Below are 13,870 nucleotides of genomic sequence, written 5' to 3'. Positions count from 1 at the left end.
CGCGCATCGTAGAGGTGTTCGACTCCCAGGACGCCCCGATTCGGGTGCCGCAGGCCGCCCGACAGCCGTCGGGGCTCTAGGGTGCGAGACATGGCAGACAGTGCGGCGCACCCGGGAAAGGGCTCCCGCCCCGGTGCGGAAACCCCAGGTTCCGGCGCCCCCGACCCTCGCCGCTGGAAGGCGCTCGGCGTCTGTCTGGTGGCCGGTTTCATGACCCTCCTGGACGTGTCCATCGTCAATGTGGCGCTGCCGTCCATCAGGGAGGGCCTCGACACCCCCGAATCCGACCTCCAGTGGGTGCTGTCCGGCTACGCGCTCGCGTTCGGACTCCTTCTCATCCCGGCGGGCCGTCTCGGCGACGCCCGGGGCAGGCGTGTGGTGTTCATGGCGGGACTCGCCCTGTTCACCCTCGCGTCGGCCGCCTGCGGCGCCGCGCAGTCCAGCCTCTGGCTCGTGATCGCCCGACTGGTCCAAGGGCTCGCCGGCGGGCTGATCTCCCCGCAGATCTCCGCACTGATCCAGCAGATGTTCTCCGGCCGGGAGCGCGGCCGGGCCTTCGGCATGTTCGGCACGGTCGTCGGCATCTCGACGGCCGTCGGCCCGCTGCTCGGCGGTCTGCTGATCGAGATGGCCGGGGCGGAGGAGGGCTGGCGATGGGTGTTCTACGTCAATCTGCCGCTCGGCATCGTCTGCCTCCTGCTGGCCAGGCGGCTGCTCCCGGACACCCCGTCGGCGGCGCCCGTGCGGGCGCGTGACCTCGACCCCGTCGGCGTACTGCTCCTCGGCGCGGCCGTGCTCGCCCTGCTCCTCCCCTTCGTACAGGCCCAGCAGTGGCAGGGCAACGCCAAATGGCTGCTCCTGCTCCTGGCGGCCGCCCTGCTCGCGGCGTTCGTCAGCTGGGAGTCCCGGTGTCCCAGGCGCTCCACACAGCCGGTCCTGAACCTCGCGCTCTTCCGCCTGCGGTCCTACTGGCTCGGCTGTCTGCTGATCCTCCTGTACTTCGCCGGGTTCACCTCGATCTTCTTCGTCACCACGCTCTACCTCCAGTCGGGCCAGCACTACTCCGCACTCCAGGCGGGACTCGCCGTCACGCCGTTCGCCCTGGGCTCCGGCCTCAGCGCGACCATCGGCGGCCGGCTGGTCGGCCGCTTCGGGCGGCCCCTCGTCGTCGTCGGACTCACGATGGTGGCGGTCGGACTCGCCCTCACCGCACTCGCCGTGCACCTCGTACCCGGGACGAACGCCGGATGGGCGATGGCGTCCCCGCTGCTGCTGGCGGGCCTCGGCAGCGGCCTGGTCATCGCGCCCAACCAGACCCTCACACTCTCGGAGGTACCCGTGGCCGGCGCGGGCAGCGCCGGGGGCACCCTCCAGACCGGCCAGCGCGTCGGATCCGCGATCGGCATCGCCGCGGTCGGCGCGGTGTTCTTCGCCCAGGTGGGCCCCGACGGCTGGGCCACCGCCTACGACCACGGGCTCCTCGTCTCGGTCGCCTTCGTCCTGGCCGGCCTGATCGTCGCCCTCGCCGATGTGCGGGCCACCCGACGGGGCAGGAGTCGTACGAAGGAGTCCGTCGACACAGGGAGAACCGAGCCATGAACAACGACAAGAACCCGTCCGGGTCCCGGTCCGCGGGCGAGGGGTCCGACGGGAACTCCTCGTACGGCCGCAAGCCCTTCAAGCGGTCCCGCAGCCACTTCGCCGACCGCATCACGGCCGACGGCCGCGACGGCTGGCCGGTGGAGCCGGGCCGCTACCGGCTGGTCGTCAGCCGTGCCTGCCCCTGGGCGAGCCGCGCCCTCGTCTCACGCCGCCTCCTGGGCCTGGAGGGCGCCGTGTCGCTCGCCGTCGCCGACCCGGTGCAGGACGACCGCAGCTGGCGCTTCACCCTGGACGAGGACGGCAAGGACCCGGTCCTCGGCATCCGCTTCCTCAGCGAGGCGTACGACGCCCGGGAACGCGACTACCCCGGCGGGGTGAGCGTGCCCGCGATCGTCGACGTGCCGAGCCGCCGGCTCGTCACCAACGACTACCAGCGGATCACCCTGGACTTCGCCACGGAGTGGTCCGCGCTGCACCGGGACGGTGCCCCCGACCTCTACCCGGAAGCGCTCCGCGAGGAGATCGACGAGGTCATGGCGGGCATCTACCGAGACGTCAACAACGGCGTCTACCGGGCCGGCTTCGCCGACGGCCAGAAGGAGTACGAGAGCGCGTACGCCGATGTGTTCCGCCGCCTCGACCTGGTGTCCGAGCGCCTGGCGGACCGGCGTTATCTGGTCGGCGACACCGTCACCGAGGCGGACATCCGACTGTTCACCACGCTGGTGCGCTTCGACGCCGTCTACCACGGTCACTTCAAGTGCAACCGCTCGAAGCTCACCGAGGACCCCGTTCTGTGGGCCTACGCCCGCGACCTCTTCCAGACACCGGGATTCGGTGACACGGTCGACTTCGACCACATCAAGCAGCACTACTACCGGGTGCAGACGGGCATCAACCCCACGGGCATCGTGCCCGTCGGCCCTGATCTCTCCGGCTGGCTGACCCCGCACCACCGGGAGGAGCTGGGCGGCAGCCCGTTCGGCGACGGCACCGCACCGGGGCCCGTACCGGTGGGCGAGCAGGTTCCGGCGCCAGGACGTCCCTGACCCCGGAGCAGGGTGACGTACACGGGTTCGCGGTCGCGGACCGAAGCTGACCGCAACGCCGCGTAGCGTGCGTACATGGCCGCGAAGACGAACGCCCCCGTGCTCTCCAGCCGCGCGCTCAACCGCGCCACGCTGGAACGCCAGTTGCTCCTGCGCCGCAGCGCCATGCCGGCGAAGGAGGCGGTCGCACACCTCCTCGGGCTCCAGGCGCAGAACACCAGGCCGCCGTACTTCCAGCTCCACGCCCGCCTCGACGGCTTCCGGCCCGACCGCCTCTCGGCCCTGATGGAGTCCCGTGAGGTCGTCCGCATCGTCACCCTCCGCTCGACCATCCACACCCACACCGCCGACGACGCACTCACCCTGCGCCCCCTCGTCCAGGCCGCTCGCGAACGCGAACTGAACGAGTTCCGGGCCGGGCTCGCAGGCGTGGACCTCGACCGGCTCGCGGCGATCAGCAAGGAACTCGTCGAGGAGCGCCCCCGCACGATGAAGGAGCTGCGCGAGATCCTGCTCGGCCACTGGCCGGACGCCGACCCGCCGGCCCTGACCATCGCCGCCCGCTGCCGCCTGCCCCTCGTACAGGTCACCCCCCGCGGGCTGTGGGGGCGCAGCGGACAGGTCGCGCTCACGACCGCCGAGCACTGGCTCGGCCGCCCGTCGGAGCCGGCTCCCGCACCCGACGCGACCGTCCTGCGCTATCTGGCGGCCTTCGGCCCCGCTTCCGTGAAGGACATGCAGGTGTGGGCCGGACTGACCCGGCTGCGCGAGGTGTTCGAGCGGCTGCGGCCCGGGCTCCTCACCTTCCGCGACGAACACGGCGTCGAGCTCTTCGACCTCCCGGACGCGCCGCGCCCGGATCCGGACACCCCGGCCGCGCCGCGCTTCCTGCCGGAGTTCGACAACGTGCTGCTCGGCCACGCGGACCGCTCCCGCGTCATCCCGCCCCCGTACAAGGGGCGCAACGGCAAGGGGAACCAGTCGTACGGGAGCCTCCTCGTCGACGGATTCCTCGCCGCGATCTGGCGCCTGGACACGGCCGGGGACGCGGCCACCGTCACGGTGCAGGCACTCGGGCGGCTCAGCGGCGCGCAACGCGAGGAGATCACGGGGGAGGCCGCCGGGATGTTGTCGGTGATGACGGACGCGACCGCTTACGACGTGCGGTTCGCCTCCTTCGTCGACTTCGGTGACCGGTGAGGTGACCAGACCGCCGACCGGGCCCGGCCTAGGGCAGCAGACCCGCTCGGCGCGCCGCCACCACCGCCTCCAGGCGGGTGTGGGCGCCCAGTTTCCGCATCGCCGAACGCAGGTAGCCCTTCACCGTCTCGGGCCGCAGCCCGAGACGCTGCGCCGCCACCGCGTTCGTCGCCCCGGTCGCCACACAGGTGAGGACGTCCACCTCGCGGGGGGCCAGCACCACCCGGTGGGCCGACGGGGTGCGGGCGCCGGTCGCCGCGGCCAGCCGCCCGCAGACCGCGAGCAGTTCGTCGCGCAGCGCCCGGTCGAGGATCTTCGGCGCCAGCGCATGCAGCTCCTGGTGCACGTCCCGGACGTGTTCCCAGGAGCCCGGCGGCGCGTCCGGGTCGGCCACCTGCTCCCGGGTGGCCGCCAGGAGCTGTTGCACCTCGTCCCGGACGACCAGGGCCTGTTCCACATCGCGGGCCGCCGAAACCGCCGCCGCGAACGTACGGTCCCCGAGAGTGAGCGGATCCCGCAGCGCCCCGTACAGCACGCCGCGCACCCTGCGGCGCACGACGACGGGGACCGCGACGACCGAGCGCAGACCCTCCGCCGCCACAGCGGTGTCGTATTCGTGACTGATGTGCCGCGACGAGGGGTAGTCGGTCACCGCGCACGGGCGGGACAGGGCGATCGCCTTGCCGCCGAGGCCGCTGCCCGCGGAGATGACGAGTCCGCGCAGCGCGGCCGTCCGGGCCCCGTTCAGTTCGGCGATCCTGGCGTGTCGGACGTCGTGGAGGAGCCCGCCGAACACGACGGGGAGTCCGCTGGTCCGGCGCAGCCTCAGAAGCGCCGCGCGCATCTCGACCGCCTCGCCGGGTTCCGGCACGCCGAAGCCCTCCGCCCCGTCCGTAATTTCACCCGTCCCGAAGACACGCGTCGGACTCTCCCCCCGTTCGGGGGTAGTGAGATCTGGGTCACCTTTCACATGATGTCAAGCGACCGGTCCGGTCCGCAACGAGGAGGGCACATGTCGGCAACGAGTGCGACGGAGACGTTCCGGGCCGCCCGGGACTTTCTGCTCGAACACCGCGAGGACTACGCGCGGGCGTACGAGGGCTTCAGCTGGCCCCGGTCCGAGCACTTCAACTGGGCGCTGGACTGGTTCGACGTCATCGCCGAGGGCAACGACCGCACCGCGCTGCACATCGTGGAGGAGGACGGCCACCGTACGGAGGTCTCCTTCGCGCAGATGTCCGCCCGGTCGAACCGGGCCGCGAACTGGCTGAAGGCCCGGGGTGTACGCGAGGGAGACCGCATCCTCGTCATGCTCGGCAACCAGAGCGAGCTGTGGGAGACGGCCCTCGCCGCGATGAAGCTGCGTGCCGTCCTCATCCCCGCCACCCCGCTCCTCGGCCCCGCCGACCTGCGCGACCGCGTCGAACGCGGCCGGGTGCGCCATGTCCTCGTCCGGGCGGAGGACGCGGCCAAGTTCGGCGAGGTGCCCGGCGACTACACACGGATCGCGGTGGGCGCCGAGGTCGACGGCTGGCTCTCCTACGGCGACGCGGACGAGCAGCCCGCGACCTTCGCGCCGGACCGCCCGACCCGGGCCGACGAGACGCTGATGCTCTACTTCACCTCCGGCACCACCGCCCGGCCCAAACTCGTCGAGCACACCCACGTCTCCTACCCTGTGGGTCACTTGTCGACGATGTACTGGATCGGACTGAAGCCCGGAGACGTCCACCTCAACATCTCCTCGCCCGGCTGGGCCAAGCACGCCTGGTCGAACCTGTTCGCGCCGTGGACGGCCGAGGCCACCGTCTTCATCTTCAACTACACCCGTTTCGACGCGGGCCGGCTGATGGCGGAGATGGACCGCTCGGCAGTGACCAGCTTCTGTGCGCCGCCCACCGTGTGGCGGATGCTCATCCAGGCCGACCTCTCGCAGCTGAAGACACCGCCGCGCGAGGTGGTCGCGGCCGGCGAGCCGCTCAACCCGGAGGTCATCGAGACCGTCCGGCGGGAATGGGGCGTCACCATCCGCGACGGCTTCGGCCAGACGGAGACGGCGGTCCAGGTGGCCAACACCCCCGGCCAGCTGCTCAAGGCCGGCTCGATGGGCCGCCCCAGCCCCGGCTTCGACGTCGTACTCCTCGACCCGGTCTCCGGTGAACCCGGCGCGGCCGAGGGTGAGATCTCCCTCGATCTGTCGTCGGCTCCGGTCGGCCTGATGACGGGCTACCACGGCGACCCGGAGCGCACGGCCGAGGCCATGGCGGGCGGCTACTACCGGACCGGCGACATCGGCGCGCGCGACGAGGACGGCTACATCACGTACGTCGGCCGCGCCGACGACGTGTTCAAGGCCTCCGACTACAAGATCTCGCCCTTCGAGCTGGAGAGCGCCCTGCTGGAGCACGAGGCGGTAGCAGAGGCCGCCGTCGTGCCCGCCCCCGACCCGCTCCGGCTCGCCGTGCCGAAGGCGTACATCGTGCTCGCGGAGGGCTGGGAACCCGGTGCCGACACCGCGAAGGTGCTGTTCGCGCACTCCCGGGCGGTCCTCGCCCCGTACAAGCGCATCCGACGGCTGGAGTTCGCCGAGCTGCCGAAGACCGTCTCGGGCAAGATCCGCCGGATCGAGCTCCGCGAGCGCACCGCTCTGGGCACGGGCACCGAGTTCGACGAAGGGGACCTGCGGTGAACGAACTGTCGTACGCACACGGCACCGGAAGCACGCCGCTCCTCGGCGACACCATCGGCGAGAACCTCGCCCGGGCGGTCCGGTCCTTCCCCGAGCGTGAGGCGCTGGTCGACGTGCCCTCCGGCCGGCGCTGGACCTACGCCGCGTTCGGCGCCGACGTGGACGAACTCGCGCGCGGCCTGATGGCGGCGGGTGTGGCCAAGGGCGACCGGGTCGGCATCTGGGCCCTCAACTGCCCGGAGTGGGTGCTCCTCCAGTACGCCACGGCCCGCGTCGGCGCGGTGCTGGTCAACGTCAATCCGGCCTACCGGGCGCACGAGCTGGCGTACGTGATCAACCAGGCGGGAATCTCGCTCCTGGTCGCCTCGCTCTCCCACCGTACGAGCGACTACCGGGCCCTCGTCGGCCAGGTCCGTGCCACCTGCCCGTCGCTCCACGCGGTCCACTACATCGGCGACCCGTCGTGGGACGAGCTGACGGCGGGTGCGGGGACCGTCACCCACGACGAGCTGGCGGCTCGCGAAGCCGGGCTGTCCTGCGACGACCCGATCAACATCCAGTACACCTCGGGGACCACGGGCTTCCCGAAGGGCGCCACGCTCTCCCACCACAACATCCTCAACAACGGCTTCTTCGTGGGCGAGATGATCGCCTACACCGAGGAGGACCGGGTCTGCCTGCCCGTGCCCTTCTACCACTGCTTCGGCATGGTCATGGGAAATCTCGCGGCCACCTCGCACGGGGCCTGCATCGTGATCCCCGCGCCCGCCTTCGAGCCGGCGGCGGTGCTCGCGGCCGTCCAGCAGGAGCGCTGCACCTCTCTGTACGGCGTGCCGACCATGTTCATCGCGGAGTTGGACCTGCCTGACTTCGCCTCGTACGACCTCTCCTCGCTCCGTACCGGCATCATGGCCGGATCTCCCTGCCCGGTGGAGGTGATGAAGCGGGTCGTCGCCGAGATGCACATGGCGGAGGTGTCGATCTGTTACGGGATGACGGAGACCTCGCCCGTCTCCACCCAGACCCGCCGCGACGACGATCTCGATCGCCGTACGGGCACGGTCGGCCGGGTGATGCCGCACATCGAGGTGAAGGTGACCGACCCGGTGACCGGTGTGACGCTGAGGCGCGGCGAGTCGGGCGAGCTCTGCACCCGTGGCTACAGCGTGATGCTCGGCTACTGGGAGCAGCCCGAACGGACGGCCGAAGTGGTCGACGCCGGGCGCTGGATGCACACCGGTGACCTGGCGGAGATGCGCGAGGACGGCTACGTCCGGATCGTCGGCCGGATCAAGGACATGATCATCCGGGGTGGGGAGAACGTGTACCCACGGGAGATCGAGGAGTTCCTCCACGGTCACCCGAAGATCGCCGACGTACAGGTGGTGGGCGTACCGGACGCGAAGTATGGCGAGGAGATCCTGGCCTGCGTCATCGCCCGGGACCCGGCCGACCCGCCGACCCTCGACGACGTCACCGCGTACTGCCGGGAGCGGCTCGCGCACTACAAGATTCCGCGGCGGATGGAGATCCTGGACGCCTTCCCGATGACCGTCAGCGGCAAGGTCCGGAAGATCGAACTGCGCGAGACCTACGGCGAGTAGGCCCCCGCGGATGGGCCCGGGCGGCCGGGGTCACCGAGGCCCCGGGTTTCGGCCCAGGGCCACAGGGGCCGCCGGCCCTGTCCCGACGGGACGGCGTCAGGCGGCCTCGATGATGTCGGAGCCGAGGCCCCGGGTCGCCGCGGCCCACTCGATCAGCAGTACCTCGTACGCTGCGGACTCCACGGACGACCAGTCCTCTCCGGCCCGCGCGTCCACCAGGGCGCGTATGGCCTCGTTCGCCTCGGCGGCGGACGCGGCCGTCGGCTGCGCGACGGGGCCGGCTGACGGGGCGTGCGGGGCGTGCGCGGGGGTGGATGGGCGGGAAAGCCGAGGAGTTAAGGCCATGTGCTCACTCTACGTCCCCCCACTGACAACGCACCGCTCATACGGGCCCGTTGTGACGGACGTGACTGTTTATCGCCCCCGGTTATCCCCCGGCCGATGGCGGCGGTTCAGAGCTCCCGCCTCATGCAGACCCTGGGCCACCGGTCCAGGCCGTGTTGGTTCTCCAGGGTCCGGATGGCGCGCAGTCCGTCGGTGAGTTCGTCCTCCGTGAGGGTCCGGAAGCCGAGCCGTCGGTAGTAGGGGGCGTTCCACGGGACGTCGGTGAACGTGGTCAGGGTCAGGGCCCGCAGGTCCTGCGCCGCGGCCCACTGTGCGAGGTGGTCGATGAGCGCCCGCCCGATGCCGCGGCGGGCGGCCATGGGTGTGACCGACACCTGTTCGATGTGCGCCGCGTCGTCGACCGCGTCGGCTATCAGATAGCCGAGCGGCTGCTCCGCGGCGGACGTCAGGGCCTCCGCCGCCACCCAGGAGCGGCCGGCCCGCCGGTAGCTCTCCAGCAGGCCGAGCGGCGGCGGGTCGTCGTCCGCGACGGCCGCCATGCCGAGGGTGCGGAACGGTTCGCCTGCGGCGCGTTCGATGTCCTGGAGCAGGGCCAGTTCGGAACGCCGGGCGGGGCGGATACGCATGACATCAGTATGGCGAGAGGGGCCGGTGGCGGGGAACCGTTCGTCAGGGTGAGCGGCTGGATCCGGCTGCCGGTCCGGATTCTCAGGCGCCGGTGCTGATCAGTTCGTCCGCCGGGCTGTTCACCGGCTGCGGGGTACCCGTGAGGTCCATGACGAACAACGGGAGCGCGAGACCGTCCGCGCGTTGCCTGGCGTCGGGCGCGTATCCGGCGAGGGAGAAGAAGACTCCGGCGACCGAGGAGTTCAGCGCGTTCAGCCAGAGGCACTCGACGTCGCGCAGGACGGTCGCGGTGGTGATGGAGTCCACCTGCGCGATCAGCCCGGCGGCGCGTATGTCGATGCGGGACGAGGAGCGCTCACGGGCCGGCACCACCTCGCGGTAGCCGAGCCACGTCAGATAGAGCGCGGCGGCGGAGACCGCGTCGCGCGCGGTGCGGATCGTCTTCGGCCGGAACGCGGGGCGCGGGTGCGCGGCCGTGCGCGGCAGTGGAATGTGCGAGGGGCCGGGCGGGGGAGGCGCGGGGGCCGTCAGAGGGCGCACGGGTATGCGGAGCACGGTCCCGCACGGGCAGCACAGCTCCGGGTGCGGCCACTGGTCGCGGCGCCCGCAGACGGCGCAGCGCACCGTCACCCAGTCGTCGTTCCACGTGCGGTGCGTGATGGGTTCCGCCGGGGCGCCGCGGAGCAGTCGCGGCGCGGTCGGGGCGCCGCACGGGCACGGATAGACGGGCGCGACGTACGCGTGATCGCGACGGCAGACCGGGCAGCGCACCGGCACGGACTCCACGGCTGTCCCCCTCCGGTCCCCCTGCTGCTCTCCGTACTCCCATCGTCCACCAGGAGCGAACTCTCCGGGGGCGACTTCGCGCACTTGCCTCCCTTGACTGCGATCCGGACGCACTTTAGATTGATTCCGTATAGCAGAACTAAATTTCCGTAATACGGAATTGGTGCTCTCAGGTGGCGCGAAGAGCCCGACTCCACCAAGTCCGAGCAGGAGCACTCAATGAGTCGTATGACCGCTGCCCGAGCGGCAGTTGAGATCCTCAAGCGCGAAGGCGTCACGAACGCGTTCGGCGTGCCGGGTGCGGCGATCAACCCGTTCTACGCCGCCCTCAAGGCATCCGGCGGGGTGCACCACACCCTCGCCCGGCACGTCGAGGGCGCATCCCACATGGCCGAGGGATACACCCGCGCCGCCGCGGGGAACATCGGCGTCTGCATCGGTACGTCGGGGCCCGCGGGCACCGACATGATCACCGGGCTGTACTCCGCCATCGCCGACTCCATCCCGATCCTGTGCATCACCGGCCAGGCCCCGACCGCGGTGCTGCACAAGGAGGACTTCCAGGCCGTCGACATCGCGTCGATCGCCAAGCCGGTCACGAAGGCGGCGACGACCGTCCTGGAGGCCGCGCAGGTCCCCGGCGTCTTCCAGCAGGCGTTCCAGCTGATGCGCTCCGGCCGTCCGGGTCCCGTCCTCATCGACCTGCCGATCGACGTGCAGCTCACGGAGATCGAGTTCGACCCCGAGCTGTACGAGCCGCTGCCGGTCAACAAGCCCGCGGCCTCCCGCAAGCAGATCGAGCGCGCGATCGAGATGCTCAACGCGTCCGAGCGCCCGCTGCTCGTCGCGGGCGGCGGCATCATCAACGCCGACGCCTGCGAACTCCTCGTGGAGTTCGCGGAGCTGACCGGCGTCCCGGTCGTCCCCACGCTGATGGGCTGGGGCATCATCGCCGACGACCACGAGCTCAACGCGGGCATGGTCGGCCTCCAGACCTCGCACCGGTACGGCAACGCGAACTTCCTGGAGTCCGACTTCGTCCTCGGCATCGGCAACCGCTGGGCCAACCGGCACACGGGCAAGCTGGACGTCTACACGAAGGGCCGGACGTTCGTCCACGTCGACGTCGAGCCCACCCAGCTGGGCAAGATCTTCGCCCCGGACCTCGGCATCGCGTCCGACGCGAAGGCCGCCCTCGAACTCTTCGTCGAGGTGGCGCGCGAGCTGAAGGCGGCCGGCACGCTGAAGGACCGCTCGGAATGGGCCGCGTCCACGCAGGAGCGCAAGGCCACGCTCCAGCGCCGTACGCACTTCGACAACGTGCCGCTCAAGCCGCAGCGCGTGTACGAGGAGATGAACCGGGCGTTCGGGCCGGAGACCCGTTACGTCACGACGATCGGGCTCTCGCAGATCGCGGGCGCGCAGATGCTGCACGTGTTCAGGCCCCGCCACTGGATCAACTGCGGCCAGGCCGGCCCGCTCGGCTGGACGCTCCCGGCAGCGCTGGGCGTGGCCACAGCTGACCCGGAGGGCCAGGTCGTCGCGCTGTCGGGCGACTACGACTTCCAGTTCATGATGGAGGAGCTGGCGGTCGGTGCGCAGCACAACATCCCGTACGTCCACGTCCTGGTGAACAACTCCTACCTGGGGCTCATCCGGCAGGCGCAGCGCAACTTCGACATCGACTTCCAGGTCAACCTGGAGTTCGAGAACGTCAACTCCCCCGAGCTGGGCGTCTACGGCGTGGACCACGTCAAGGTCGTCGAGGGCCTGGGCTGCAAGGCGATCCGGGTCACTGAGCCGGACCAGCTGCTGCCCGCGTTCGAGGAGGCGAAGAAGCTGGCCGCGGAGTTCCGGGTGCCGGTGGTGGTCGAGGCGATCCTGGAGCGGGTCACGAACATCGCGATGAGCGGTACGGACATCGCGTCGGTCAACGAGTTCGAGGACGTGGCGACGGAGCCGGGCCACGCGCCTACGGCGATCCGCGCGCTGACGGTGTCCTGACCCGGCGCCGATGCGAACGGCCCCCTCCCCGGACTTCCTGGGGAGGGGGCCGCTGCTGTGCCCTCAGTGTGCGCTCAAGAGCCGGACAGGCTGGAAGGCGTGTCCTGTACAGGCTCGGACGCGGAGAAAGGGCGCGGAGTACGGGACCGTATCCGTACTCCGCGCCCTCGTCATGGGCGAACAGGGGCCGCGGCAGCGGCGATCGGCCCGGCGCGGGACGTCCGCTTCAGGTCAGCGCACGCGCTCCGGAACCTTCACCACCGCACTGGCATCGCACAGCCGCCGCGGCCTCGTCCTGCCCGCGCCGCGTACAACCCCTCATCCGGGTACACGGGCACGGGCAGGGCTCATGGGGTGGAGGTCAGTCCTCGCGCAGGGCGCGGACTGCCTCCTCCACGCGCTTGCCGTAGTCGGTGTCGGCTGCGTGGAAGTGGGCGAGGTTCTTCTCGATCACGTCGTCGCGCGTGACCTGGGACAGGCCTCCCGCGATGTTGGCGACCAGACGGCCCTTCTCGTCCTCGGACATGAGCCGGAACAGCTCACCCGCCTGGAAGAAGTCGTCGTCCTTGGTGTGCGCGGGCGCCTCGTGCGTGCCCGTCCAGCCGTGGACGGCGAACGGGGCCGTGAGCTCCGCGTCGGTCTGCGCGGGGCCCGCGTACGAGTTGGGCTCGTAGTTCTTGTCGTGGCGCGAGCCGTTGCGGGTGGCCATCAGCCCGTCCCGCCCGTAGTTGTCCGCAGGCGCGGACCTGGGGGCGTTGACCGGCAGCTGGGTGTGGTTGACGCCCAGGCGGTACCGGTGGGCGTCGGCGTAGGCGAACAGCCGGCCCTGGAGCATCTTGTCCGGCGAAGGGCCGATGCCGGGCACGAAGTTGTTCGGGGAGAACGCCGCCTGCTCGACCTCGGCGAACACGTTGTCCGGGTTGCGGTCCAGGACCAGCCGTCCCACGCGCTGGAGCGGGTAGTCGCCGTGCGGCCACACCTTGGTGAGGTCGAACGGGTTGAAGCGGTAGTCCGCCGCCTCCGCCGCCGGCATGACCTGCACGTACAGGGTCCAGGACGGGTTCACCCCGCGCTCGATGGCCTGGAGCAGGTCCGTCTGGTGCGAGTTGGCGTCCTTGCCCACGAGCTCCGCGGCCTGCTCGGCGGAGAGCGAACGGACACCCTGGTTCGTCTTGAAGTGGTACTTGACGAAGAACGCCTCGCCCTGCGCGTTCGTCCACCGGTAGGTGTGCGAGCCGTAGCCGTTCATGTGACGGTACGAGGCGGGGATGCCGCGGTCGCCCATCAGCCAGGTCACCTGGTGCGTGGCCTCGGGGGAGTGCGCCCAGAAGTCCCAGACGTTGTCGGGCTCCTGCCTGCCCGTGAACGGGTCGCGCTTCTGTGAGTGGATGAAGTCGGGGAACTTGATCGGGTCCTTGATGAAGAACACCGGGGTGTTGTTGCCGACCAGGTCGTAGTTGCCCTCGTCCGTGTAGAACTTGAGGGCGAAACCGCGCGGGTCGCGTACGGCGTCGGCGCCGCCCAGCGAGTCGGCGACCGTCGAGAACCGGATGAACGTCTCGGTGCGACGGCCCACTTCGGAGAGGAAGTCGGCGCGGGTGAAGCCGGTGACGTCGTCCGTCACCTCGAAGTAGCCGTACGCACCGGAACCGCGGGCGTGGACCACGCGCTCCGGGATGCGCTCACGGTTGAAGCGGGCGAGCTTCTCCAGGAGGTGCTGGTCCTGCAGGAGGATCGGCCCGCCGACGCCGGCGGTGGCGGAGTTCTGGTTGTCGGCGACCGGGGCGCCTGACTCGGTCGTGAGGACACGCTTAGCCATGTGGCGGGATGACCTTCCATGCTGGAGCTGCTGACGGCTTGAGGAGCGTAGGTTCGCCGTGAACGGCACGTCAACAGTTTGTTGAAATCGAAGTAGGTGGTTCCGGATCGCGGTGACGCCTGGGCGCGACAGGACAGGTGTCAGC

General features: G+C 70.6%; 11 protein-coding genes. 6 read left to right on the top strand and 5 right to left on the bottom strand.

Annotation, left to right across the window (positions count from 1 at the left end):
* The first annotated feature begins 90 nt into the window (after positions 1-90).
* The 3 genes from AB0C82_RS07795 to AB0C82_RS07785 all read left to right on the top strand — a co-directional run bounded on the left by AB0C82_RS07795 (position 91) and on the right by AB0C82_RS07785 (position 3,851).
* Positions 91-1,599: an MFS transporter gene (locus tag AB0C82_RS07795; RefSeq protein WP_362837469.1), complete on the top strand. Its 1,509-nt coding sequence runs from the start codon at positions 91-93 to the stop codon at positions 1,597-1,599.
* Positions 1,596-2,651: a glutathione S-transferase C-terminal domain-containing protein gene (locus AB0C82_RS07790; protein WP_362837467.1), complete on the top strand. Its 1,056-nt coding sequence runs from the start codon at positions 1,596-1,598 to the stop codon at positions 2,649-2,651. The genes AB0C82_RS07795 and AB0C82_RS07790 overlap by 4 nt, the downstream gene beginning before the upstream one ends.
* Before the next feature lie 75 nt (positions 2,652-2,726).
* A complete protein-coding gene (locus AB0C82_RS07785) occupies positions 2,727-3,851 on the top strand; it encodes a winged helix DNA-binding domain-containing protein (RefSeq protein WP_362837465.1) in 1,125 nt (374 codons plus the stop codon).
* Positions 3,852-3,879: 28 nt separating this feature from the next.
* Here the strand turns inward: AB0C82_RS07785 and AB0C82_RS07780 are convergent, their stop codons facing one another.
* Positions 3,880-4,722, bottom strand: coding sequence for a LuxR C-terminal-related transcriptional regulator (locus AB0C82_RS07780; RefSeq protein WP_362837463.1), 843 nt, complete (start codon positions 4,720-4,722; stop codon positions 3,880-3,882).
* A gap of 141 nt (positions 4,723-4,863) precedes the next feature.
* Between AB0C82_RS07780 and AB0C82_RS07775 the strand changes: the two genes are divergently transcribed.
* Positions 4,864-6,540 carry an AMP-binding protein gene (locus AB0C82_RS07775; RefSeq protein ID WP_362837461.1) on the top strand — a complete coding sequence of 559 codons (1,677 nt, stop codon included), beginning with the start codon at positions 4,864-4,866 and terminating at the stop codon, positions 6,538-6,540.
* Positions 6,537-8,144: an AMP-binding protein gene (locus AB0C82_RS07770; protein WP_362837459.1), complete on the top strand. Its 1,608-nt coding sequence runs from the start codon at positions 6,537-6,539 to the stop codon at positions 8,142-8,144. The genes AB0C82_RS07775 and AB0C82_RS07770 overlap by 4 nt, the downstream gene beginning before the upstream one ends.
* A 96-nt stretch (positions 8,145-8,240) precedes the next feature.
* On the opposite strand, the gene AB0C82_RS07765 is transcribed toward AB0C82_RS07770, so the two are convergent.
* From AB0C82_RS07765 to AB0C82_RS07755, 3 genes are all read right to left on the bottom strand, one after another.
* The gene (locus tag AB0C82_RS07765) at positions 8,241-8,489 is read right to left on the bottom strand and encodes a hypothetical protein (protein ID WP_362837457.1); all 249 of its coding nucleotides are present in this window, start codon (positions 8,487-8,489) and stop codon (positions 8,241-8,243) included.
* Between the two features lie 107 nt (positions 8,490-8,596).
* Positions 8,597-9,115, bottom strand: coding sequence for a GNAT family N-acetyltransferase (locus tag AB0C82_RS07760; RefSeq protein ID WP_362837455.1), 519 nt, complete (start codon positions 9,113-9,115; stop codon positions 8,597-8,599).
* 82 nt (positions 9,116-9,197) lie between these two features.
* A complete protein-coding gene (locus AB0C82_RS07755) occupies positions 9,198-9,902 on the bottom strand; it encodes a hypothetical protein (RefSeq protein WP_362837453.1) in 705 nt (234 codons plus the stop codon).
* A gap of 219 nt (positions 9,903-10,121) precedes the next feature.
* Here AB0C82_RS07755 and gcl point away from each other — a divergent pair, with 219 nt between their 5' ends.
* Positions 10,122-11,906 carry a glyoxylate carboligase gene (gcl, locus tag AB0C82_RS07750; protein WP_362837451.1) on the top strand — a complete coding sequence of 595 codons (1,785 nt, stop codon included), beginning with the start codon at positions 10,122-10,124 and terminating at the stop codon, positions 11,904-11,906.
* A gap of 361 nt (positions 11,907-12,267) precedes the next feature.
* Here gcl and AB0C82_RS07745 read toward each other — a convergent pair whose 3' ends face one another.
* Complete coding sequence (locus tag AB0C82_RS07745) at positions 12,268-13,725, bottom strand: catalase (RefSeq protein WP_362837449.1); 1,458 nt, start codon at positions 13,723-13,725, stop codon at positions 12,268-12,270.
* Between the last annotated feature and the right edge of the window lie 145 nt (positions 13,726-13,870).

The organism is Streptomyces sp. NPDC048560, from assembly GCF_040650955.1.
Classification (GTDB): domain Bacteria; phylum Actinomycetota; class Actinomycetes; order Streptomycetales; family Streptomycetaceae; genus Streptomyces.
This window is presented reverse-complemented; position numbering and strand designations above follow the sequence as displayed.

What these genes read in the sequence shown, in the direction of transcription:
- AB0C82_RS07765 (WP_362837457.1), bottom strand. Translation starts at nt 8,489, where the DNA reads ATGGCCTTAACTCCTCGGCTTTCCCGCCCATCCACCCCCGCGCACGCC.
- AB0C82_RS07745 (WP_362837449.1), bottom strand. Translation starts at nt 13,725, where the DNA reads ATGGCTAAGCGTGTCCTCACGACCGAGTCAGGCGCCCCGGTCGCCGAC.
- AB0C82_RS07775 (WP_362837461.1), top strand. Translation starts at nt 4,864, where the DNA reads ATGTCGGCAACGAGTGCGACGGAGACGTTCCGGGCCGCCCGGGACTTT.
- gcl (WP_362837451.1), top strand. Translation starts at nt 10,122, where the DNA reads ATGAGTCGTATGACCGCTGCCCGAGCGGCAGTTGAGATCCTCAAGCGC.
- AB0C82_RS07785 (WP_362837465.1), top strand. Translation starts at nt 2,727, where the DNA reads ATGGCCGCGAAGACGAACGCCCCCGTGCTCTCCAGCCGCGCGCTCAAC.
- AB0C82_RS07760 (WP_362837455.1), bottom strand. Translation starts at nt 9,115, where the DNA reads ATGCGTATCCGCCCCGCCCGGCGTTCCGAACTGGCCCTGCTCCAGGAC.
- AB0C82_RS07795 (WP_362837469.1), top strand. Translation starts at nt 91, where the DNA reads ATGGCAGACAGTGCGGCGCACCCGGGAAAGGGCTCCCGCCCCGGTGCG.
- AB0C82_RS07790 (WP_362837467.1), top strand. Translation starts at nt 1,596, where the DNA reads ATGAACAACGACAAGAACCCGTCCGGGTCCCGGTCCGCGGGCGAGGGG.